This is a genomic window from Phaeobacter sp. 11ANDIMAR09 (assembly GCF_001294455.1).
In the GTDB taxonomy this organism is placed as follows: Bacteria; Pseudomonadota; Alphaproteobacteria; order Rhodobacterales; family Rhodobacteraceae; genus Pseudophaeobacter.
Genome location: NZ_LIKT01000003.1, coordinates 1 through 20504, shown reverse-complemented (window position 1 = coordinate 20504; position 20504 = coordinate 1). Strand labels below are relative to the sequence as shown.

The 20504-nt window shown below is 56.5% G+C and carries 19 protein-coding genes; 8 read left to right on the top strand and 11 right to left on the bottom strand.

All coding sequences use genetic code 11. The features are described from left to right. Positions 1 to 218 precede the first annotated feature (218 nt). The 3 genes from prfB to AN476_RS03040 all read left to right on the top strand — a co-directional run bounded on the left by prfB (position 219) and on the right by AN476_RS03040 (position 3789). Positions 219 to 1343, top strand: coding sequence for a peptide chain release factor 2 (gene prfB, locus AN476_RS03050; RefSeq protein WP_054459513.1), 1125 nt, complete (start codon positions 219 to 221; stop codon positions 1341 to 1343). A gap of 233 nt (positions 1344 to 1576) precedes the next feature. After that, entirely contained in the window at positions 1577 to 2974 is a 1398-nt protein-coding gene (locus AN476_RS03045; RefSeq protein WP_054459512.1) for an amidase, read from the top strand. 89 nt (positions 2975 to 3063) lie between these two features. Continuing rightward, the gene (locus AN476_RS03040) at positions 3064 to 3789 is read left to right on the top strand and encodes a DUF2189 domain-containing protein (RefSeq protein WP_172684791.1); all 726 of its coding nucleotides are present in this window, start codon (positions 3064 to 3066) and stop codon (positions 3787 to 3789) included. 40 nt (positions 3790 to 3829) lie between these two features. On the opposite strand, the gene AN476_RS03035 is transcribed toward AN476_RS03040, so the two are convergent. The 3 genes from AN476_RS03035 to AN476_RS03020 all read right to left on the bottom strand — a co-directional run bounded on the left by AN476_RS03035 (position 3830) and on the right by AN476_RS03020 (position 7849). Continuing rightward, positions 3830 to 4660, bottom strand: coding sequence for a helix-turn-helix domain-containing protein (locus tag AN476_RS03035; protein ID WP_371257282.1), 831 nt, complete (start codon positions 4658 to 4660; stop codon positions 3830 to 3832). Positions 4661 to 5470: 810 nt separating this feature from the next. Continuing rightward, complete coding sequence (ilvN, locus tag AN476_RS03025) at positions 5471 to 6031, bottom strand: acetolactate synthase small subunit (RefSeq protein ID WP_054459509.1); 561 nt, start codon at positions 6029 to 6031, stop codon at positions 5471 to 5473. A 66-nt stretch (positions 6032 to 6097) separates the two neighbouring features. Next, a complete protein-coding gene (locus AN476_RS03020) occupies positions 6098 to 7849 on the bottom strand; it encodes an acetolactate synthase 3 large subunit (protein WP_054459508.1) in 1752 nt (583 codons plus the stop codon). Between the two features lie 483 nt (positions 7850 to 8332). Here AN476_RS03020 and AN476_RS03015 point away from each other — a divergent pair, with 483 nt between their 5' ends. Next, positions 8333 to 8716 carry a VOC family protein gene (locus AN476_RS03015; RefSeq protein WP_054459710.1) on the top strand — a complete coding sequence of 128 codons (384 nt, stop codon included), beginning with the start codon at positions 8333 to 8335 and terminating at the stop codon, positions 8714 to 8716. A gap of 21 nt (positions 8717 to 8737) precedes the next feature. Here AN476_RS03015 and AN476_RS03010 read toward each other — a convergent pair whose 3' ends face one another. Both AN476_RS03010 and AN476_RS03005 read right to left on the bottom strand, forming a co-directional pair. Further along, entirely contained in the window at positions 8738 to 9382 is a 645-nt protein-coding gene (locus AN476_RS03010) for a response regulator transcription factor (protein ID WP_054459507.1), read from the bottom strand. 67 nt (positions 9383 to 9449) lie between these two features. Beyond that, the gene (locus AN476_RS03005) at positions 9450 to 10886 is read right to left on the bottom strand and encodes a cache domain-containing protein (protein WP_054459506.1); all 1437 of its coding nucleotides are present in this window, start codon (positions 10884 to 10886) and stop codon (positions 9450 to 9452) included. A 249-nt stretch (positions 10887 to 11135) separates the two neighbouring features. Between AN476_RS03005 and AN476_RS03000 the strand changes: the two genes are divergently transcribed. From AN476_RS03000 to AN476_RS02985, 4 genes are all read left to right on the top strand, one after another. Beyond that, positions 11136 to 12218, top strand: a complete 1083-nt coding sequence (locus AN476_RS03000; protein WP_054459505.1) for a TRAP transporter substrate-binding protein — start codon at positions 11136 to 11138, stop codon at positions 12216 to 12218. A 152-nt stretch (positions 12219 to 12370) separates the two neighbouring features. Continuing rightward, entirely contained in the window at positions 12371 to 13297 is a 927-nt protein-coding gene (locus tag AN476_RS02995; protein ID WP_054459504.1) for a TRAP transporter small permease subunit, read from the top strand. A gap of 17 nt (positions 13298 to 13314) precedes the next feature. Next, positions 13315 to 15669, top strand: coding sequence for a TRAP transporter large permease subunit (locus tag AN476_RS02990; protein ID WP_054459503.1), 2355 nt, complete (start codon positions 13315 to 13317; stop codon positions 15667 to 15669). A gap of 177 nt (positions 15670 to 15846) precedes the next feature. After that, positions 15847 to 16410, top strand: coding sequence for a hypothetical protein (locus AN476_RS02985; RefSeq protein ID WP_054459502.1), 564 nt, complete (start codon positions 15847 to 15849; stop codon positions 16408 to 16410). Positions 16411 to 16440: 30 nt separating this feature from the next. Here the strand turns inward: AN476_RS02985 and AN476_RS02980 are convergent, their stop codons facing one another. The 6 genes from AN476_RS02980 to AN476_RS23030 all read right to left on the bottom strand — a co-directional run. Continuing rightward, positions 16441 to 16851, bottom strand: a complete 411-nt coding sequence (locus tag AN476_RS02980) for a VOC family protein (protein WP_054459501.1) — start codon at positions 16849 to 16851, stop codon at positions 16441 to 16443. Then, the gene (locus AN476_RS02975; RefSeq protein ID WP_054459500.1) at positions 16848 to 17672 is read right to left on the bottom strand and encodes an arginyltransferase; all 825 of its coding nucleotides are present in this window, start codon (positions 17670 to 17672) and stop codon (positions 16848 to 16850) included. Before AN476_RS02975 ends, AN476_RS02980 begins: the two co-directional genes overlap by 4 nt. A gap of 285 nt (positions 17673 to 17957) precedes the next feature. After that, positions 17958 to 18389: an RDD family protein gene (locus AN476_RS02970; protein WP_054459499.1), complete on the bottom strand. Its 432-nt coding sequence runs from the start codon at positions 18387 to 18389 to the stop codon at positions 17958 to 17960. A gap of 87 nt (positions 18390 to 18476) precedes the next feature. Continuing rightward, on the bottom strand, positions 18477 to 18923 hold the full coding sequence (locus tag AN476_RS02965) for a DUF2852 domain-containing protein (RefSeq protein ID WP_054459497.1): 447 nt from the start codon (positions 18921 to 18923) through the stop codon (positions 18477 to 18479). 307 nt (positions 18924 to 19230) lie between these two features. Continuing rightward, positions 19231 to 19653 (bottom strand): hypothetical protein, encoded by a 423-nt coding sequence (locus tag AN476_RS02960; RefSeq protein WP_157063668.1) that lies wholly within the window; start codon positions 19651 to 19653, stop codon positions 19231 to 19233. A gap of 29 nt (positions 19654 to 19682) precedes the next feature. Then, on the bottom strand, positions 19683 to 20504 hold an 822-nt coding region (locus AN476_RS23030), incomplete at its 5' end, for a hypothetical protein (protein WP_054459492.1).

Sequence of the window (20504 nt, the reverse complement as noted above, 5' to 3'; positions counted from 1 at the left end):
GCCTCATCCCAGAAGGACCAACCCCCTGAGCCGCATGGCTGCGAAAAACCATAATAAAATCGAAAGGTTTCCGGTGCGTTTGGGGGGCCTCTGAAAACTAGTTTCATTTTGATACACGTAAGGGGCGAGCGCCCGGCGGGCTTTGTTGGGGGTTGGCTTGCTCGCAGCCTCCGGGTGGTCTATCACCCTTGCTTGATACGTAAGTTCAAGGAAATGACATGCGCGCTGAAACCCAAAACCACGTGGTCGAGATCGAGAAGTCGCTGGAGCTTCTGGCTCAGCGTCTGAATTGGGAGACCGCTGAATACCGGCTGGAGGAATTCAACGCACGTGTGGAAGATCCCAATCTTTGGGATGACCCGGAAGCGGCGCAGAAACTGATGCGCGAACGCCAGAATCTTGTGGATGCGATTGATGTCTACAAAGGCATCAAACAGGATCTGGCCGACAACATTGAACTCATTGAACTGGGGGAAATGGAAGAGGACCAGGAAGTCATCGACGATGCCGAGGAGGCCCTGAAAGCCCTGAAGGCGAAGGCGGCGGAAAAAGAGCTTGAAGCTCTGCTGGACGGGGAAGCCGACAGCAATGATACCTTCCTCGAGATCAACTCTGGCGCTGGTGGCACCGAGAGCTGCGACTGGGCCTCGATGCTGGCCCGGATGTATGTGCGCTGGGCCGAGAAAAAGGGCTACAAAGTCGAGCTGCAGTCCGAAAGTGCCGGCGAAGAAGCTGGCATCAAATCAGCCGCCTACAAGATCACAGGCCACAATGCCTATGGCTGGCTCAAATCCGAAAGCGGCGTGCACCGTCTGGTGCGGATCTCGCCCTATGACTCAGCGGCCAAACGGCATACTTCGTTCAGCTCGGTCTGGGTGTATCCGGTGGTCGACGACAATATTGATATCGAAGTGAACCCGGCGGATATCCGGATTGATACCTATCGCTCCTCCGGGGCTGGCGGTCAGCACGTGAACACCACGGACTCGGCGGTGCGGATCACCCATATTCCCACCAATATCGTGGTGACCTCTTCGGAAAAATCCCAACACCAAAACCGCGATATCGCCATGAAGGCTCTGAAATCGCGGCTCTATCAACAAGAGCTGGACCGGCGCAATGCGGCCATCAATGAGGCCCATGAAAACAAAGGTGACGCCGGCTGGGGCAACCAGATCCGCTCCTATGTTTTGCAGCCCTACCAGATGGTAAAAGATCTGCGCACCAGCCATGAAACTTCGGATACCAAAGGGGTGCTTGATGGTGATCTGGATGGGTTTATGGCGGCAACTCTGGCGATGAATGTTGCGGGCAAAAGCCGCTCCGAAGCGCAGGGCGAATAAAACAGTCTCTGTGCCACTTCTGTGGTGCACGCAGTTCTGCGGGCGCGGGGAAACCCTGCGCCCGTTTTCTTTTGTGGGTTTGGCCTTAACTGTGCTGATGACGAACCGATGACCTTTGGGGAGGGGTGTTGCCGCGTTTTCCTTGGGAATTAAAAGGTTACACTCGGGTGTATCTTTTCAGTAGGGAATTCCATCGCTAGGCTTGTTTGCAAGAGTTGCAGGAGCATGCCCGAATGTACGACCCCTATGGATCCGCAAGCGACCTGGTAGAGCAATTGCGCAGTGGCGCTCTGAGCGCCGTTTCGGTGATGCAGGCGACGCTGGATCGTGTCGATGCACTTAACCCTGGGCTCAATGCCATTGTTGCGCTGCGCCCCCGCGCGGAGCTGATGGCAGAAGCAGAAGCAGCGGATCGGGCAGAGGACCGGGGCGCGTTGCATGGTCTGCCCATGGCCATCAAGGATCTGGCCAATGTCAAAGGTCTCGCCTCGACTCAGGGGTCGCCGCTGTTGAGCGATTTTGTGCCAGACCAGGACGACTTGTTTGTCGCGCGGCTGCGGGCGGCTGGTGCCATCTTTATCGGTAAGAGCAATACGCCGGAGTTTGGACTGGGCTCGCATACCTTCAACCCGGTCTATGGTGCGACACGCAATCCCTTTGGCCTGGATCGCAGCTGTGGCGGCTCTTCTGGGGGCGCAGGCGTAGCGCTTGCCGCCGGGCTGGTGGCCCTGGCGGACGGCTCTGACATGATGGGGTCTTTGCGCAACCCGGCGGGATGGAACAATGTCTATGGCTTCCGGCCCAGCTGGGGCTTGGTCCCGGCAGAGCCCGCAGGGGATCTGTTCCTGCACCCTTTGTCAACGCTAGGCCCCATGGCGCGCAGCCCCGAGGATCTTGCCCTTTTGCTGGATGTTATGTCTGGCCCGGATCCGCGCCAGCCTTTGGCCCGAGCGCGACAGGAGATGCTGCCATTGTCACAGGCAGCCCCCCTGCGCCTCGGCTGGCTGGGGGATTGGGGCGGGGCCTTTCCAATGGAACCCGGAATACTGGAGAGCTGTGAGGCGGCCCTGTCGCATCTGTCAAACCAGGGGCACAGGATCGAGGCCCTGGCGCCGCCCTTTTCGGCAGAGCAGATCTGGGAGGCCTGGATCACGCTGCGATCCTTTGCGGTTGCTGCCGGTCTGCGCGCCTTTGGCGACCGGCGCGAAGAATTGAAGGATACTGCAATCTGGGAGTTGGACCGGGGGCTGTCGTTTCGGGCCCGCGATATTCAGCGAGCGTCGGATCTGCGCTCAAATTGGCAACGCCGCGCTGCCCAGCTGTTTGCAAGCTATGATGCCCTGGTCCTGCCCGCGGCCCAGTGCTGGCCCTTCCCGCTGGATCAGGACTATCCGCGCGAGATCAATGGCCTGGCAATGGATAGCTATCACCGCTGGATGCAGGTGGTGACACCGGTCAGCCTGCTGGGGCTGCCCGCGCTGGCGGTGCCCACGGGGTTTGGCGCCACGGGGCTGCCCAATGGGATGCAGATCTTTGCGGCGCAGGGGCAGGATCGTACTCTGTTGGCGCTGGGCCAGAGCTATCACCAGACCACCCAATGGCCGCAGAGGCACCCACCGCCCCTGGGGTGAGCGGTGGGGAACATAGAAACACGTGAGATTTTTCTGGGGAGGAGAATTAAGTGAGTGAAAAACCATTTGGTGTGCCAGATCTGCGGCCCATGCGGGGCGAGATATTGATGCAGGCTGTGAAAAGTGGCTGGCAGGACTTTTGCAAAAAGCCGGGCTACGGGCTGTTTTTTGCGGCCTTCTACGTGATGGCCGGTTGGCTGATGTCCTGGATCACCCTCGCCACGGGAACCACCTTTTGGCTGGTCCTTGCGGCCATCGGCTTTCCCTTGATCGGGCCTTTTGCCGCTGTGGGACTATATGAGGTCTCGCATCGTCTGGAGCAGGGCGAAGCCATGAAGTTCGGGGATATTCTGGGGGTGATCTTGCATCAAAGCCGCCGCCAGCTGCCCTCGATCTGCGCCATCATCATTGTGGTGTTCCTGTTCTGGTTCTTCCTGGGCCATATGATCTTTGCCCTGTTTCTGGGGTTGGCGACCATGACCAATATCTCTAGTTCGCTGGAGGTCTTTTTGACCTTCAACGGGGTGTTGATGCTGGCAATTGGGAGCCTGGTCGGCGCTTTGTTTGCGCTGCTGCTCTATATGATCACCGTCATCTCACTGCCGCTGCTGCTGGACCGGGAAGTTGATTTTGTGACAGCGATGATTGCTAGTTTTACCTATGTACAAAAGAACTTCTTGCTGATGGTGTTCTGGGGGCTGGTGATCGCAGTTCTAACCTTTGCGGCCCTGCTGACAGGATTTTTGGGCCTGTTTCTGGTTCTGCCCTTGCTGGGACATGCCTCCTGGCATGTTTATCGCCAGATCGCCCATTGATCCCGCGGAGGGCTGAAAGCGGCGGCCGTAGGCGCTGTGCTCAGCGGAAAGGCTCATCGGGACGCAGCAGGTGGCGGTGATATGGCAACAGATCCTCGGCGGTGGAGAAACCGGCGCTGCGCCCGGCATTCAGTGCCCGGCCCATGTCCTGCCCCAGATGTTCATAGACCATACGGGTGACGCGCTCGCCGCTGCCATCGCGCACGGTGCGTGCCACATAGCCCAGCCAGAAGTTGTTTTCCAGCGACCCCACCCGTGCGAGATAGTTGAAGGAATAGGTCATCGCATGGCGGCGTGAGATGACAAAGGCCACACCGTCTTCATGCGAGGTCAGAACGCCGCGAAACTCGCGGACCTTGGGAGTCTCCGGGAGCCCCTGATAGCGCATCGCTGCGCGGGCCTCGTAGCCTTTGATATAGGTGGCTGTGTTGCCAGAACGGAACACATAGACCAGCCCGATGATGAATTGATCGCTGTTGACAAAGCTGCGCCGTGTGAAGCGATAGAAGCCGGAGGGGAACATGTCTTCGCTGACCTGGCGGATGCCATAGCCGAGAAAATCAGCAAGAAACGGACCGTTCAGGATCTGCCCTTGGTGGGTAATTGTCTCGACGGGTTCCAACAGAATGCGGGCGTCTACTTTGAAAAAGTTGCAGATCCGATCCAAAATGTCCGGTCGTGGAAAGCTTTCGCCGGACATGTAGCGGTTGAACTGGGTTCTATTGATGCCAAGCCGACGCGCCAATTCCGAAACAGAAGGGTATTGTTGTGCCAGGTGACGCAGATTGGTGCCAAACATATTCCGTAATTGTGCCGGCGATCGCCCAAGGCTGCCGTCTGTCTGACCTGATCCGTCCACTGTGTCTGGCATGAGCGACTGAATTTCCTGTTGCTATGGCCGGGCAGAGGTATGATTCCTCAATACCAGACGCTAATGCGCGTCATTCCGCCGCTAATATGTGGCAGAACTGTAATGTTGCAGACACAAATTGCAATGGGTCGACGCATTTTTGACGATGTTGAAATGGCGTCAATTCAACCAAACTTAATCTGTCCAGGATGTGAGGCACGTTATGATTGGAATTGTTCTTTGGAGTGACGCCACAGCCGGAAAAGCAGTGATTTGGTGCGAAGACCAGGGAGATTTGGCCTTCTATTCCCACGTTGGAAGCTTTGAGGATTATGGTATCCGCGTAGGCGATTGGGTGTTGTTTGACGTAAAACTGCAGGGCGATCTACGTTTGGCGCATAGTATTGAGGTTCTTCATGAACCGGGCTGTCCAAATGTGGCAGATGGGCTTTCAGCTTCAAAACCGAAGAGGGGAGGGGCCGTGCCACTGCAGTTGGTTGGGCAAGAGGAAGAGCCCGGCGAGGGGAAGGGAGCAGAGTTTTCTGGCTCTCAGGCTCCTGCAACAACAGCAGCGACCGCTGCTTTGCTGGCTCAAACACATGCTGCTTGTGTAAAAATGCCAAAGGACCTGGCCGACAGCGTCCCCGGACGATCAGTCTTGCCTGCGCCCGCAGGGCAAAATGTCATCGCTTTCCCGATAAAGGGAGATGGAGGCCTGCGACGCGCCTGAGATCTGATCTACTGGCTGATTTTGAGTGTCAGAACGCAACAGTGCATGCAAAAGGCCGATCCTAGGGATCGGCCTTTGATGTTTCGAGTTTGCTTAGATCTTCAAACGCCGCGCAACAGGGCTGCAACACCGGTCCGGGCGACCTCGGCCAGGCCCAGCGGGCGCATCAGATCGGCAAAGGCGTCGATCTTTTCCGGAGCGCCGGTGATTTCAAAGATGAAGCTGTTCAAGGTGCTGTCGACCACATTGGCGCGGAAGATATCGGCCAGGCGCAGGGCTTCCACTCGTTTGTCGCCATCGCCAATCACCTTAAAGATCGCTAGTTCGCGCTCTACAGATGCGCCTTCGACGGTAAGGTCATGCACCTCGTGCACCGACACGATCCGTCCCAGCTGCGCCTTGATCTGCTCGATGACCTGCGGGGTGCCGGTGGTTACCACAGTGATGCGCGACAGGTGCCCGGTGTGATCGACCTCCGCAACGGTCAGGCTTTCGATGTTATAGCCGCGCCCGGCAAACAAGCCGATGACGCGGGCCAGAACGCCGGGTTCGTTTTCGACCAGAACCGCCAGGGTGTGGCGTTCCTGTACGTCCGAAAAATTGGGGCGCAGGTTATAGGCGGAATGGCGGGTGGAGCCTTTTTTGATATGTAGGGCAGACATTTATGTCCCTTTCCTGAATTCGGGGCAGGGCCTATGCGCCCTGCGAAATCTGTGATTGAAAGCGACTTAGACCAAGACCGCGCCGCCGGACTGGATGACGCCCTGGGTGTCGGCCTCGCCCATCAGCATTTCATTGTGCGCCTTGCCCGATGGGATCATCGGGAAGCAGTTTTCATGCTTTTCCACCAGGCAGTCAAAGATCACGGGCCCATCGTAGTTGATCATTTCCATGATCGCATCGTCCAGATCTGCTGGATCCGAGCAGAGAATGCCCTTGGCACCAAAGGCTTCGGCGAGTTTGACAAAGTCGGGCAGCGATTCCGACCAGGAGTGGCTGTAGCGCTCACCGTGCAAGAGTTCTTGCCACTGACGCACCATGCCAAGACGCTCGTTGTTGAGGATGAACTGTTTCACTGGCAGGCGATACTGCGCGGCAGTGCCCATCTCCTGCATGTTCATCAGCCAAGAGGCCTCGCCGGCGACGTTGATCACCAGGCTGTCTGGATGCGCCATCTGCACCCCAATGGAGGCGGGGAAGCCATAGCCCATGGTGCCCAGGCCGCCAGAGGTCATCCAACGGTTGGGATCCTCAAAATTGAGATACTGCGCTGCCCACATCTGGTGTTGTCCCACCTCGGTGGTGATGTAGCGGTCATGGTTCTTGGTCAGCTCTTCCAGGCGCTGCAGCGCATACTGCGGCTTGATGACCTTTTCCGAGCCGGTATAGGCAAGGCAGTTCACCTTGCGCCACTCGGTGATCTGCTCCTGCCATTTGGCAATGGCTTCGCGGTTCACTTTGCGACCGCGCGCCTTCCAGACCTTGAGAATATCCTCAAGCACATGGCCAACATCCCCGACAATTGGGATGTCGATGCGGATCACTTTGTTGATGGAAGAGGGGTCAATATCGATATGGGCCTTTTTCGAGTTCGGACTAAAGGCATCGATACGACCGGTGATACGGTCGTCAAAGCGGGCGCCGACATTGATCATCAGATCGCAGTCGTGCATCGCCAAATTGGCCTCGTAAAGACCATGCATGCCCAGCATGCCCAGCCAATTGTCGCCCGAGGCCGGATAGGCGCCAAGGCCCATCAGGGTAGAGGTGATCGGAATGCCGGTGGCATCCACCAATTCGCGCAGCAGCTGACAGGCGGCTGGGCCTGAGTTGATCACGCCGCCGCCGGTATAGAACACAGGCCGTTCGGCGGCCTCGATGGCGGCAACCAGCTCGGTGATCTCTTCCATGTCGCCTTTGACTGGGGGCTGATAGCGCGAGGCACCAGGCTTGGCAGGCTGATAGGTGCCGGTGGCAAACTGCACATCCTTGGGAATGTCGATCAGCACCGGACCAGGGCGGCCCGAGGTGGCTACGTGAAAACCTTCGTGCAGGGTTTCCGCCAGTTTGTCGGTGTCTTTGACCAACCAGTTGTGTTTGGTGCAGGGGCGGGTGATGCCGACGGTATCGGCCTCCTGAAAGGCGTCGGAGCCGATCATGAAAGTGGGAACCTGGCCCGTAAGAACCACCAGTGGAATGGAATCGAGCAAGGCATCGGTCAGGCCAGTGACCGCATTGGTGGCACCGGGTCCTGATGTCACCAGAACAACACCGGGTTTGCCGGTGGACCGGGCATAGCCTTCGGCGGCGTGGACCGCGCCCTGCTCGTGACGCACCAGAATGTGGCGAATGTCATTTTGCAGGAAAATTTCATCATAGATGGGAAGTACGGCACCCCCAGGGTAGCCAAATACTGTGTCGACGCCCTGTTCTTTCAGGGCTTCAACTACCATCTTTGCGCCGGTCATTTCACGTGTCATCTGCTATTTGCTCCAATTGGCGGCATCGTCCATTACGCATAAAAAAAGCCTCCGCTTGTTCAAGGGGAGGCGCATGGGTTTGATTGTGGTCTACCGTTACCGGCCCATGCGCTTGGTTCCTACAATTACGACTAGGCTGGTCATCGCCAGGCTCTCCTTTACTGCGTTGCAGCGGACATTATGATTGCTGGCGAGGGGCGTCAACAGGGAAAAGGAATGAAAATCGCCCGATTTGGGACATTTTGTTGCGCGTCGGGATCATTTGGCGACCTTTTCGAAAAGTCGAGCTGTGATTTTGGTTTGAAAACTCCCAAAGCCAGCATTGGCCCAGCTGGTATGGGGCTGGTTTGGCAACCTTCCGGCAAGACTGACCCTGACCTTTGCGAGAAAATGTATGTTCATATTCATGTCAGGGGAGAAATCGCCTTGACCCAGTTTGAAGGTACACCGCAGAGTTCTGAAAAGAGGAGAGAGGGATTGACCATGCCTGAGCTGTTCCAAGTGACGCCATTTGTCCTGTGTCTGGACCTGCAAAAGCAGATCGAATTCTACTCCAGGGTCCTGGGGTTTTCCTGCGCCTTTCAGGCCGACAACTATGCCTATCTGAAACAGGGGCCGGTGGCGCTGCGTCTACTGGAATGCCCGGCCCAGCCCGATGGCAAGCCTCTGGGGGCAGAGATGTCCTTTTACATCGACACGGATGATGTGGATCAGCTCTATCAGGATCTTCTGCCAGGGCTTCGGCAATTGGCACCTGATCGTGTGCGAGCGCCTTTTGATCAGCCCTATGGCCAGCGTGAGTTCCATGTCATCGACGAGGATGGCGCCCTGGTGTTTTTTGGCATGGCTTTGCGGACCTCAGGCTAGGGGCCTATAGCCCCCTCCCAACTAGAACTCGTGGCCGGTGCCCTGCAGAACGCCATGTTCCAGGGCATAACGGGTCAGCCCCGCAGTCGAGGAAATCCCCAGCTTGCGCTTGATATTCTTGCGGTGCGTTTCAACCGTGCGCACCGAGATATCCAGTGTCAGGGCAACCTCTTTGTTGGATTTGCCCTGGGCCAGCTCCAGCAAGATGGTCTGTTCGCGCCCGGTCAGCGCCTCGCGTGCCTCTCCCCCCTTGGGTTTGAGCGCGATTTCGGCGCCGGTGCACAGATACCGCTTACCGCTCATCACCGCATCAATGGCCTGTTTGATCTCTTCGGTGGGCACATCTTTGAGGATATAGCCCATGGCCCCGTGGCTGAGCGCGGTCGAGATATATTCTGGACTGTCGTGCATGGTCAGGATGACAACGCGGGTTTCCGGCAGCCGCTCAAGGATCATTTCGGTTGCGCTCAACCCGCCGAGACGGGGCATGTTCAAATCCATAAGGATCACGTCCGGCGCAAGCGTCTGAGCCTGTTCGACCGCTTCAGCCCCATCATTGAGACAGGCAAGCACCTCAATGTCGTCATAGCTCTCCAGGATCGACTGGATGCCCTCGGCGACCATTGGGTGGTCATCAACGATTAGGACGCGAATTGCTGTGCTCATGTCTTCCCCCTCTGTCCCAAGCGACCTGCGCCGCGGTCTGGCTCTCCCTCCGTCAAAACGCAGAGCCTTAAACCGATTTGCTCCGGCTCTCCTCGCCCAGGCTCTCCCCAGGAGCCAGAAGATGGCTGAGAGGGAGGCTGGCTTCGATGACGGTGCCGCTTTGGGTGCCACGTGATGACAGAATGCGTAGGGTACCGTCAAGCTGCTCGATCCGCTCTTGCATGTTGCGCAGGCCAATCCCGGGGCCTGTTCGGTCCTGATCGGGCGGCAAGCCACGGCCATTATCGGTGATCCGCATGGTGACACCCTTGGCATGGCCGCGCAGGTCCATTGTCATTTCACTGGCCTCTGCATGGCGTTCGATATTCATCAGCGCTTCCTGGGCAATTCGGTAGAGCGCGATCTTGGCCTCGGGGTCGAGCCGGTTGCGAAAAACCACGGTGCTGAACTCGGAGTGGATGCCGGTGCGGGTGGCAAAATCATCGGTCAAAACCTTGAGCGCGGGGCCGAGACCCAGATCATCCAGAACCCCGGGCCGCAGGTCGCGGCTGATGCGGCGCACTTCGGTGATGGCGCTGGCCAGGTCATCGATGCCCTTGTCCAGCGGGGGCAGGGCGCGTTCCTGGTCCCCGCGTTTCAGCCGCCTGCTGGCATTGTCTAATGCGTAGCGCACGCCAACCAGGATCTGGCTGATACCATCATGTAATTCCCGCGCTACCCGCCCGCGTTCTTCTTCCTGGGTGTCAAAAACCCTCTGGGTCAACTCCTTGAGCTTGGCATCCGCCAGACGTCTTTCCCGGATGTTGAGCACCATTCCGGAGGCAAAGACAACGATCAGCGCCGCCAAGGTAATGACCCCAATGTAGAGAAAGGTCCGTTGCACGCGGGCTTCGACTTCGGCGCGCGCTGCCGCGACCGAGGAGAGAACATCGTCGATAAAGACGCCGGTACCCACGGCCCATTGCCAATCCTGTAGGCCGACCACATAGGCCACCATCTGGGCCTCTTCGCCGGTTGACGGTTTCTGCCACATGAAAGTGTGCCAGCCGGCGCCCTGGCGCGCCAAACGAATGAACTCATCCACCACTGGGGTTCCCTGGCTGTCCTTTAGTCCGGTCCAGTTGCGGGTGATGAAGTCGGTCTGGCGCGGGCTGACCAGATTGGTGCCATCGTAGTCATAGACAAAGAAGAACCCATCGGTGCCATAGATCATCGAAGACAGGATCTGGCTGACCTGTTCCTTAGCCTGCTGGTCATCCGGGGCTGCGCGCCCATAGATAAAGGAAAACCCGTTGCGGGCCTGGGTCACATAGTTGCGCAGCTCGGCCTTTTTGGCCGCCAGCAGCTGCTCCTTGAGCGCCTGGATTTCGCGCTCTGCTGAAGCCCGAGACTGAAAGGCCACCAGAATCGCAATGGCGGCCACTGCAACAACAAGCGGCAGAGTCGCCAGAATAGAAAGCTTCTGTGCGTAGTTCGGACGAAAAAGAGAGCGAAAAGCGGCCATGTGCCGAATCGTTACGCAATCCTGCAACCGAATCAAAGGTTGGAAACCGATTTTTCCGGTCTTGAGGCTCAAGATTCGCAACGGAGCTGGGAAAATGACGTAACATCTCAAGGGTTTTCCCGGTTTTTCGCGGTGCCTACGCAGTAGTAGGTATTCACATGCCCTGCCGCGCCGCTAGGCTGGCGCCACTCGAAAAGATCCGTCCGGCCAAAGCTGGACATAGGGACTACTTATGGGAGGAGCACTATTATGGATCGTCGTTCTTTTTTGAAAACATCTGCGCTGGGCGGGACCGCCGCAGCCGCAACCACTCTGGCCGCACCGGCCTATGCAACCGGTAAGCGCACCCTGACCATGGTTACCACTTGGGGCCGTGGTCTGGCGGGCGTTTTTGACGCCGCTCAGCGTGTTGCTGACAGCATCTCGACCATGTCCGACGGTCAGCTGACCGTTGACATCAAGGCGGCCGGTGAACTGGTTGGCGCCTTTGAAGTGTTTGACGCGGTATCTTCCGGTCAGGCCGACATGTACCACGGTGCCGACTACTACTTTGTTGGTCAGCACCCAGGCTATGCCTTCTTCACCGCCGTGCCTTTCGGCATGACCGCGACTGAGATGTCCAACTGGTACTATCAGGACGGCGGCATGGAGCTGCACGACGAGCTGGGTCAGATCTTTGGTCTGAAATCCTTCCTCGGCGGCAACACCGGCGCCCAGGCTGGCGGCTGGTACTCGAAAGAGATCAACAGCCCCGAAGACTTCAACGGTCTGAAGTTCCGTATGCCTGGTCTTGGCGGTAAAGCTCTGGGTAAACTGGGCGCTTCCGTTCAGAACATCCCAGGTTCCGAAGTGTATCAGGCGCTGTCTTCCGGTGCCATCGACGGCACCGAGTGGATCGGCCCATGGGCGGATGAAAAAGCCGGTTTCCAGGAAATCACCAAGACCTATTACACCGCTGGCTTCCACGAGCCAGGCGCGGCCCTGTCGGTTGCCACCAACCGCGACGTCTTTGACAGCCTGACCCCTGGCCAGCAGAAGATGATCGAAATCGCCTCTGGTGAATGCCACCAGTGGAACCTGTCTCAGTTCCTGGCCAACAACGGTGCAGCTCTGCAGCGTCTGCAGGCTGGCGGCGTTAAAGTGATGGAATTCCCTGACGCGGTTTGGGATGCATTCGGCGCGGCTTCGAAAGAAGTTATGGACGAAAACATGGGCGACGAGCTGTTCAAGAAGATCTACGACAGCGCGCAGAAGTCCATGACAGCCTCTTCGCTGTGGAACAACCTGTCCTCCGGTGTCTACACCGCACAGCGCGACCGCGTTCTGGGTTAACCCAACCTGACACATCTTTTGGATCCCCCGCCGGGTGCGGGGGGTCCCTTTTTCATTTTGCCGCAGGCCAGAAGGCAGTGGCCGCCCGCGCAAGTCGCGCCCTGGGCGGAGCCGCATTTCCACCTCGCCGCATGCAATAATCCGAGGGAACAATGCAGGACGATACAGGCATTTCCTTTTTCGGCGCCCTGTTCAACGGTCTGATCTGGCTGGTTCAGAACATCGCTGGCGCCTTTTACAATTTCGGCTACGCCGTAACTCACCCGCAGCTTTGGCTTGATTGGTCTGACAAGACTTCGATCATGCGCTTTGTCTACTATGGCGGCTCGGTGGAGTTCTTTTTTGTGGTCTTCACGCTGTTTCTGATCCTGACCGCGATTGGCATCTACAAGCGCCAGTTCATGTGGGGCATGGTGCGTGGCCTCGAGGGCTTTGCCAATGGCATCGGGCGCTTCTTTGCCTGGGCCGGTCTGATCATGGTGATCCAGCAGATCATCATTGTTTTCATGCAACGGATCTTTGCCCGGCCGGATATGAGCTTTGGGCTTGGCATCGCTTTGGAAAAAGACATCAGTTGGTTTGCCGAAGAGTTGAAGCTTTACAATGCTTTGGTTGTTTGCATGTGCGTCACCTACACCTTTGTGCAGGGCGGGCATGTGCGGGTTGACCTGATTTATTCCGGCATCAGCTTCCGCGCCAAACGCGTCGTCGACATGGTTGGTTCGATCATCTTCATGATGCCTGCTGCCGTGCTGACCTGGATGTATGGCTGGTTCTTCCTGTGGCGTCACCTGATCGTGCCAAAGCCCTCGGCTTCTGACCAACTGGACCGCCTGATCATGAAGGCCCGTGCGCTGCGCTGGAACGTCGAGACGATCGGTTTCAGTCCCAATGGCTTTAACGGCTACTTCCTCTTCAAGATCTTGCTGGTGACCTTTGCCGGGATCGTCTTTATCCACGCGGCTGCCTTCTTCTATCGCTCCTTGCTGGAGTTCATCGAAGGACAGGGCAGCGAAAATAAGTACCTCGACAAGGATAGCCTTGGTGAGGGCGAAGAAGCCTATGAAGGCGCTCATTAACCTAAGGGACAGCTGATATGCTTTTCGGTCTTGATGGCGTCGAACTCGGCCTGCTCATCGTATTCCTATGCCTTTTTGGAGGCATCCTTTCCGGTTTCCCGGTGGCCTTTGCCATCGGTGGTGCCGGCATCATCTCCTTCGGGATCATCGCAGCGCTGGACAGTGCTGGTCTGCTGATCCACCAAGCCATTGATACATCTTCTGATGTCTATCGAGAGCTGGTGAACAGCGGGGTGAAACCCGATGTGATTTCCGTGTTCCGATACCCGGAACTCCCCCGCATCGCCGAGCCTGTCTTTGTACAGGGCTGGGAAACCGCAATGGATCGCAATATCTCCTTTATTGTGAACCGGATGAACGAACGTGTTCTGGCGGGTGCATCTATTGAAACCCTGCTGGCGGTTTTGATGTTTGTTCTGATGGGCATCACCCTGGAACGCTCCAAGATCGCCAATGACCTTCTGACAACAATGGCGCGCGTCTTTGGCCCGCTGCCGGGTGGTCTTGCGGTGTCCATTGTTGTGGTTGGTGCCTTCCTGGCGGCCTCCACCGGGATTGTTGGTGCAACTGTGGTAACAATGGGTCTGCTGGCTCTGCCGACCATGCTGCGCAACAACTATTCACCTGAGCTGGCAACGGGTGTGATCGCCGCCTCTGGTACCCTGGGGCAGATCATTCCACCGTCGATCGTGATCGTTTTGTTGGGGACGCTGGCGGGGGATCTCTATTCCACCGCGCAGGAAAGCCGGGCTCAGGATGCGGGTTGCTCTGACGCTTTGACCTATCTGGGTGAGCCGGCGGTTGTCTCTGTGGGCACCCTGTTCCAGGCGGCGCTGCTGCCGGGGATCATGTTGGCACTTCTATATGCGCTATATGCCTTTGGCTATGCGATGCTGAACCCGGAGAAGGCACCTGCCGTGGCGTTGGAAGCCAGCGACAATGAGCCGGTGACTCGGAATGAAGCCCTGCTGTGGTTCCTGGGCGCTCCTGCTGCCTTGATTGGTGGCGCGATGCTGCTGAGCACCTTTGGCGTCATCGGCTCGCAGAACATCACTGTTTCGGCTTTCTCTGACGCGGGTCAAACCGCTTCGCTGCGGACCAATGTTGGGCCTGACTGTCAGGCGGCAATGATCGATCTGCACGGCCAGGAGGCCTGGGACGCTGCGGTTGCTGAGCAGACCGTGATCGATGCGGCTGGTGGTGTTGCGCAGGCAACCAAACTGACTGAGGAAGAGTTCGCCCAGGCGCAGGTCGACAAAGTCGCGGCAGCCGCTCCGATTGGCACTGGCGTGACTATTCTGGTGATCATGCTGGGGCTCATTCTGGCCATTGGTCGGGGGGTGGCTCCGTCACGGGATACAAAACCGTTGATCCTGGGTGCCATCGGCCTGCTGTTGGTTTTGTTGGTCGATGTGTTGGCAATTGCCCCTACAACATCGCCAGGCTTCACCGTTCTGTGGCTGGCGCTGCCTTTCTGGTTGGCGCTCTATGGCACCCGCGAGGCAGCGGCCCGGTGTGCGCGCAATGATCTGATCCGGGTGGTCTTCCCCCCGCTGGTGCTGATCGTTGCGGTGCTGGGATCGATCCTGGGTGGTATCACCAACCCGACGCCGGCTGCGGCGCTTGGCGCAGGTGGTGCGATCATGCTGGCGGCCTACCGCAAGCTGCAGGATCAGGGTAAATCGGGCAAAATCATCATCTGGGCCACACTGGCTGTGATGATCGCGATCCTGATCGGGGTGAACTTTGATCTGCGCATCAACCAGTCCAATGTGAGTGTTGAGAGCTGGATTGCCTTTGGCTTTGCCTATGGCGCTTATCTCTTTGCTCTGTTTGGTCTGCTCTATGGGTGCTGGGTTCTGTACCAAGGAGCGGTTCTGACGCCGATCGTTCGCGAAACGGCCAAGGTGACCTCCATGGTCTTTACCATCCTGATCGGCTCTCAGTTGCTCAATCTGGTGGTGATTTCCTTTGGCGGTGAGCACTATATCCAGCAGTTCCTGAAGAGCTTCGACAATGAGATGACGGTCTTCCTGATTGTTATGCTGGTCCTGTTCTTCCTGGGCTTTGTGCTCGACTTCCTCGAGATCATCTACATCGTGATCCCGATTGTTGGTCCGGTGATCTATGGGGGGTCTTTTGATCCTAAATGGGTGACCATCATGGTTGCGGTGAACCTGCAGACCTCCTTCTTGACGCCGCCCTTTGGCTTTGCGCTGTTCTATCTGCGTGGGGTGGCCCCGAAGGAAGTGACCACTGGCCATATCTATCGCGGGGTTCTTCCCTTCGTGCTGATCCAGGTGGTTGGCTTGGCGATCCTGTGGTTCTTCCCGTCGATCGTGACCATCGTGCCGGCTTTGATCCCGAACTGATCGGGTTGACACGAAATAACAGACTGCAGAGGGGCTCCAGTTTGGGGCCCCTTTTTGCGTGCCGGGTTTTGGGATTGGGGGCGAGGGGATAGGTGACTTTACGTAAATCCCATTTCGTTCTACCTTGGTACGTGTTTTCCGGTGGGGGCTGGGGTGCAAAGAAGGGAGTGGTAATCCATGTCCTTGGTGCGAGATTGGCGTTCGGCCAAAAAACGCTATGACGCTGCTCATACCCGCGCGAAACAACAGATACGTGGGTTGAGCACAAGACTTTCCGCTGTCGAGTATTACCTAAAAGCCCTGCGCGACAACAGGCTGGGCGATGCGGCTCATATGCGCAGGATCGACGCCTATCTGGATGAATTCACGCCCGAGAGCATCGACAGGATCAACACTGAGCTGCTGCGTGAGCTTGATAGTCTGACAGCCGTTGAAGCGCGCCCCCAGGTAGGGATTGAACGGGCGCTTGCGGTTCTGGAGCAGATTTTGGAAGCCGCGGAGGAGCTGATGGCCAAAGGGGATGTGTCGCCGGTGCAATGGGGCCAATACCGGGAGGTCTATGATCGCAGCGCGCATCGGTTGATGGACGCAGGGGATGCCTTTGAGGATTTCATCAACAAGCGGGCCAACTTGGAAGATAAACTGGCGCTGCGGCTGGACCATGCCACCATCCTGAAAAAGATTAATCAGCGCAGTCGGGCGGTGCATGACTACCTCAAGTGCAATGAAATCTCTGGCTGAACCGCAGGTCGCGAAATAGGGGGTGCCGGGCTAGGCGGAGGTGAACTCAAGCAAATCCCAGCGATTGCCAAAGGGATCCTGCCAGACCGCCACAGTCCCATAGGGTTCAGATCTTGGGGCTTCTTCAAAGTGCACGCCCTGGGCCAGCATCCGGGCATGGTCGCGGGCAAAATCATCTGTTGTCAAAAACAAACCAACGCGGCCGCCGAACTGGTTGCCGATTGCAGCGCTTTGTTCCGGGCCGCTGGCCTGGGCCAGGATTAGGCTGCCCTGGGTGGCACCTGGTGGCAGAATGCGTACCCAGCGTTTGTGGCCCTGATCAATATCTTCGGCCAAATGCCAGCCCAGCTGACCACAATAGAACGCGATCGCCGCATCGTAGTCTGGCACCACCAAAGCTACGGCATGCAGCGCTTGTTTCACCTCCGCAGTGGCTTTCATCGGCGGCGGTGAACGGGCTGTTCCGGCAGGTGGATATTGGCGACCTGTTCCGCAATGGGGTCTGTTGACAGAGGATGGCTGCTCTCGGCAAATTCAGCGGGATCGCGCATCTTCTTCCAATCTCCCTGGTGATAGACTTCCAAGCCTGAGAACTTCTCTTTGTAGCTCATCTTGCCACTGCCAGGCACCCAATACCCTAGATAGACATAGGGTAGCCCGGCCTCTAGCGCGATCGTGATGTGATCCAGGATCATATATGTGCCGATGGAATTCTGTGGCTGATCCGGGTCATAAAAGGAATAGACCATGCTCAGCCCATCCTCGAGCACATCTGTCAGCGAGACAGCAACAAGGCCGCTGAATTGCGGCTCGGTATATTCGATCACCCGGCTGCGAATTGGGGTTTCTTCGATCATTGCCGCATATTCAAAAACATCCATATCGGCCATGCCGCCGTCAGAGTGGCGGCTGTCCAGATAGCGTCGGAACAGCGCATATTGATCTTCGGTTGCCCAGGGCGAGGTGGCGCGCCGCAGCAATCCGGCATTGCGCTTTAGAACACGCTTTTGGCTGCGGGTCTTGGCAAAGGCTTTGACATCAATGCGGGCGGACATGCAGGCTGAACAATCCGAACAGGAGGGGCGATACAGAACATTCTGCGACCGCCGAAACCCCTGATGCGAGAGGCTATTGTTCAACTGATCTGCTCCGTCACCCTGCAGCGAGGTGAACAGCTTCCGCTCCATCCGGCCTTCCAGATAGGGGCAGGGCTGAGGCGCCGTGACGTAGAATTGCGGAGCAATAGGAAGTGTATGACGCATCTGGGGTCAGTCTAATCTGGAGCCGGACAGGAAAACGAATATCTTGATCATAAGAGACCACGACAGGATAGCAATGGCGAAGCCACAGGTTATCAATGGCCTGTCCTTCGGCCAAGTCTGCAATAAAACGTGGTTAAAATGCCGGTAGGGGGGAGGTCAGAACAGGGATCAACCTCGCAGGGCCGGACTGCAAGAGATCACCCAGGCGTTTCCTATGGATGCGAGGCGCAGAGGCAGAAAGAGCCGGAGAAAGCCTGGGCCTTCTCCGCTGCGGTGTTTGCCCAATCAGGCCCGACGGTTGAGCATGACAGTCCCTAAGAGGGAATCGCTCAGCCCCTGTCCTTTGCTGCTGGTCAGCATCATGATAATGGACACGATCTGCAGGACCGGAACCGCGATAGACAGGGTGTAACCCGCGGTGTGCCAAAGGGCTTGTTGCCCGTCCAAACGCCGCCCTGACAGGTCGCGCAACTCAATCCCGGCAAAGCGCATGCCTAGGGTGGCTGATCCGCGTGAAAGCGTGGCGACCCGGTAGAAAAAGCCAATGATCAGATAGAGCAGTGGCCAGATGAACAGTCCAACAAATGCGGTCAAGAAGACCGCAAGAATGCACAGCATAACAATCAAGATACTATCGACAACCCAAGCCACCAGGCGTTTGGGTGCCGTGAGCGCGTAAAACTCGGCCTGGTACTCTGGGTCGGGCAGGGAAGTCATGATGGGTCCTTTTTTATGGCGTCTAACATGGAAGCGGGCTCCCCTGCCTGCTGCAGTCCAGGGGAGCCTAACAGGGTTAGGTCGATTTTAGTGAGACTTTGCAGCGCTGTCTTCGTCGCTGGTCTCTTCTGCAGGCATAGAGCTGCGTTCATCCATAAATTGATCAAACTCGGCCTTGTCCTTGGCCTCGCGCAGGCGCTGCATGAAGCTTTCAAACTCGCCCTGCTCCTGTTCAAGCCGACGCAGAGTGTCCTCTTTGTAGGCGTCAAAGGCAGAGTTGCCCGAAGGTTTCATCGCCGCCATGCCATGTTTGGCCCAGGGCTTACGGTTGTGGCTGCGGCAGGATTTGTTGAACATACGTTTGCTCCAGATCATGTAAAAGAGAAGGGCGAGGCCGATGGGCCAGAAGAAGACAAAGCCAAGGACCATTGCGGCGATCCAGGCGCCTTTGCCTTTTTGGTCCAGCCAGGCTTCGCTGCGAGAAAACCAACCCTGTTCACTGTGGGCTGGGGTCGGGGAGGTCATAGCTGTCATGTTTCATCTCCAGGGTTGCAGTCTTGCGATTTGGTAGTTGTGAGGGTGTGATGTAAATCCCGTTCACATTACTGCATATTGGCCTCGGGAGAGGGGGCTTCAAGCCTTTATGTAAATCTTTTTCACATTATTTCGTAACGCATTGATTATGTGTTTAAAAGATGGATGCTCGCCTGTGTAGCGGGACACTTCGCGTTGCAGTGTAGCGGGACACTTCGCGTTGCAGTAAGGGACACTTCCCATTGCAGCAGAAAATTTCGGGTTTCAGTTGTTGCTCGGAGTATCTGAGAATGAATGCCATGTTTGTCTAGGTAAGAATTTCTTCGCCCTCACTTGCATCAGGGAAGTTCCAATTGAACCCCAAGAACCAGACCATTCTCGCTTTTTCCAAAGTGCTGATACCTTCAGCGAGCTTGATGAGAGATTTTTTAATGTCTCTTGCCCATGTGAGGTCTTTTTGGCGCATTGTGCTGCGAATTAGGTTTGCGATGGCGAGCAACTGTTTCCCGACTGCATCGAACTGGCCAGCTCTAACATGAGAAAAAACCGCACCAGCAAACTCCTCGGTACCAATGTCTTGAAGGATGTCTATGTTTTGGTAGCCGAAAAAGGCACTGTTCCAGCGAAACTCATTTCCGAACGCCGTCAAGTCCTCTCGCAACAGCTCCAGCAACCGGTTACATTCATTCGGCCGATTGACCTCAAATGCAGCCAATTGGGCTTCTTTCATGGCTTTAATGATCTGTGTAGTGCATTCATTCAACTCGTATGAAAATCCTCCAAATGAAAAGTTACTTCCGCGGATATTCCAGCCAAATTCGCTACCGTAGTTAGCAATGGGGATTTCCCTGTCTTCGCGAGGCTGGAAATCCTGTCAACAATCTTATCCTGCAGCTTACTTTCGTTGCTGCTTTCATTGTTTTCAATCGTTACAATGTCATTGGCGATATGAAGATAAGGACCTGCTTGTATCACGTCGCTCTCAAACAAGTAACTGAGCGCTTCTGTATAGGTCTCCTCGAGTTCAGCAGTGGGCATTTTTCGCCACTCGACAAAGCGTCGCCATAGAGGAACTTCTAGTTCACCAGTGAATTGTCCTGTGCTTCGCAGTATTTGGTTTACCTTTTTTGGTGTCTCATAGCCTATACCTATTAGTGATAGCCCAAGGCCCACAGGGATAATACTTGAGCTTTCGCCCGCGAAAATTTCGGCATGACTGTGTCGGTCAATACAGACTCTGAGAGGATGAGGTTTCTCACCTTCTTTAGGAGCAAGAGTGTTTTCGTAGTTATCTCTTTCGGACAAATGTTTAGCACTGATTTCGCCAACAGATAAGGCCATGGAGAGAGCGAAAAATGTTTGTACAAAACGGGCCATTGCTCCAGTTGACGCAAGTAAGTCTTCCTCCAAAACATCTATAACCCGTCCACAATCATGCAGGCATTGCCTTAGTACTCTCAAGTTACTGTGTCCGGCTTCTGAGAAAACGCTGACAACTAGGTCTTTATTGGTTTCGAACCACCTTCGCCCTTGGCCTTCAGGCATCGTTTCAATGAAGTCTGAAAGTGCACCGTCTGCATT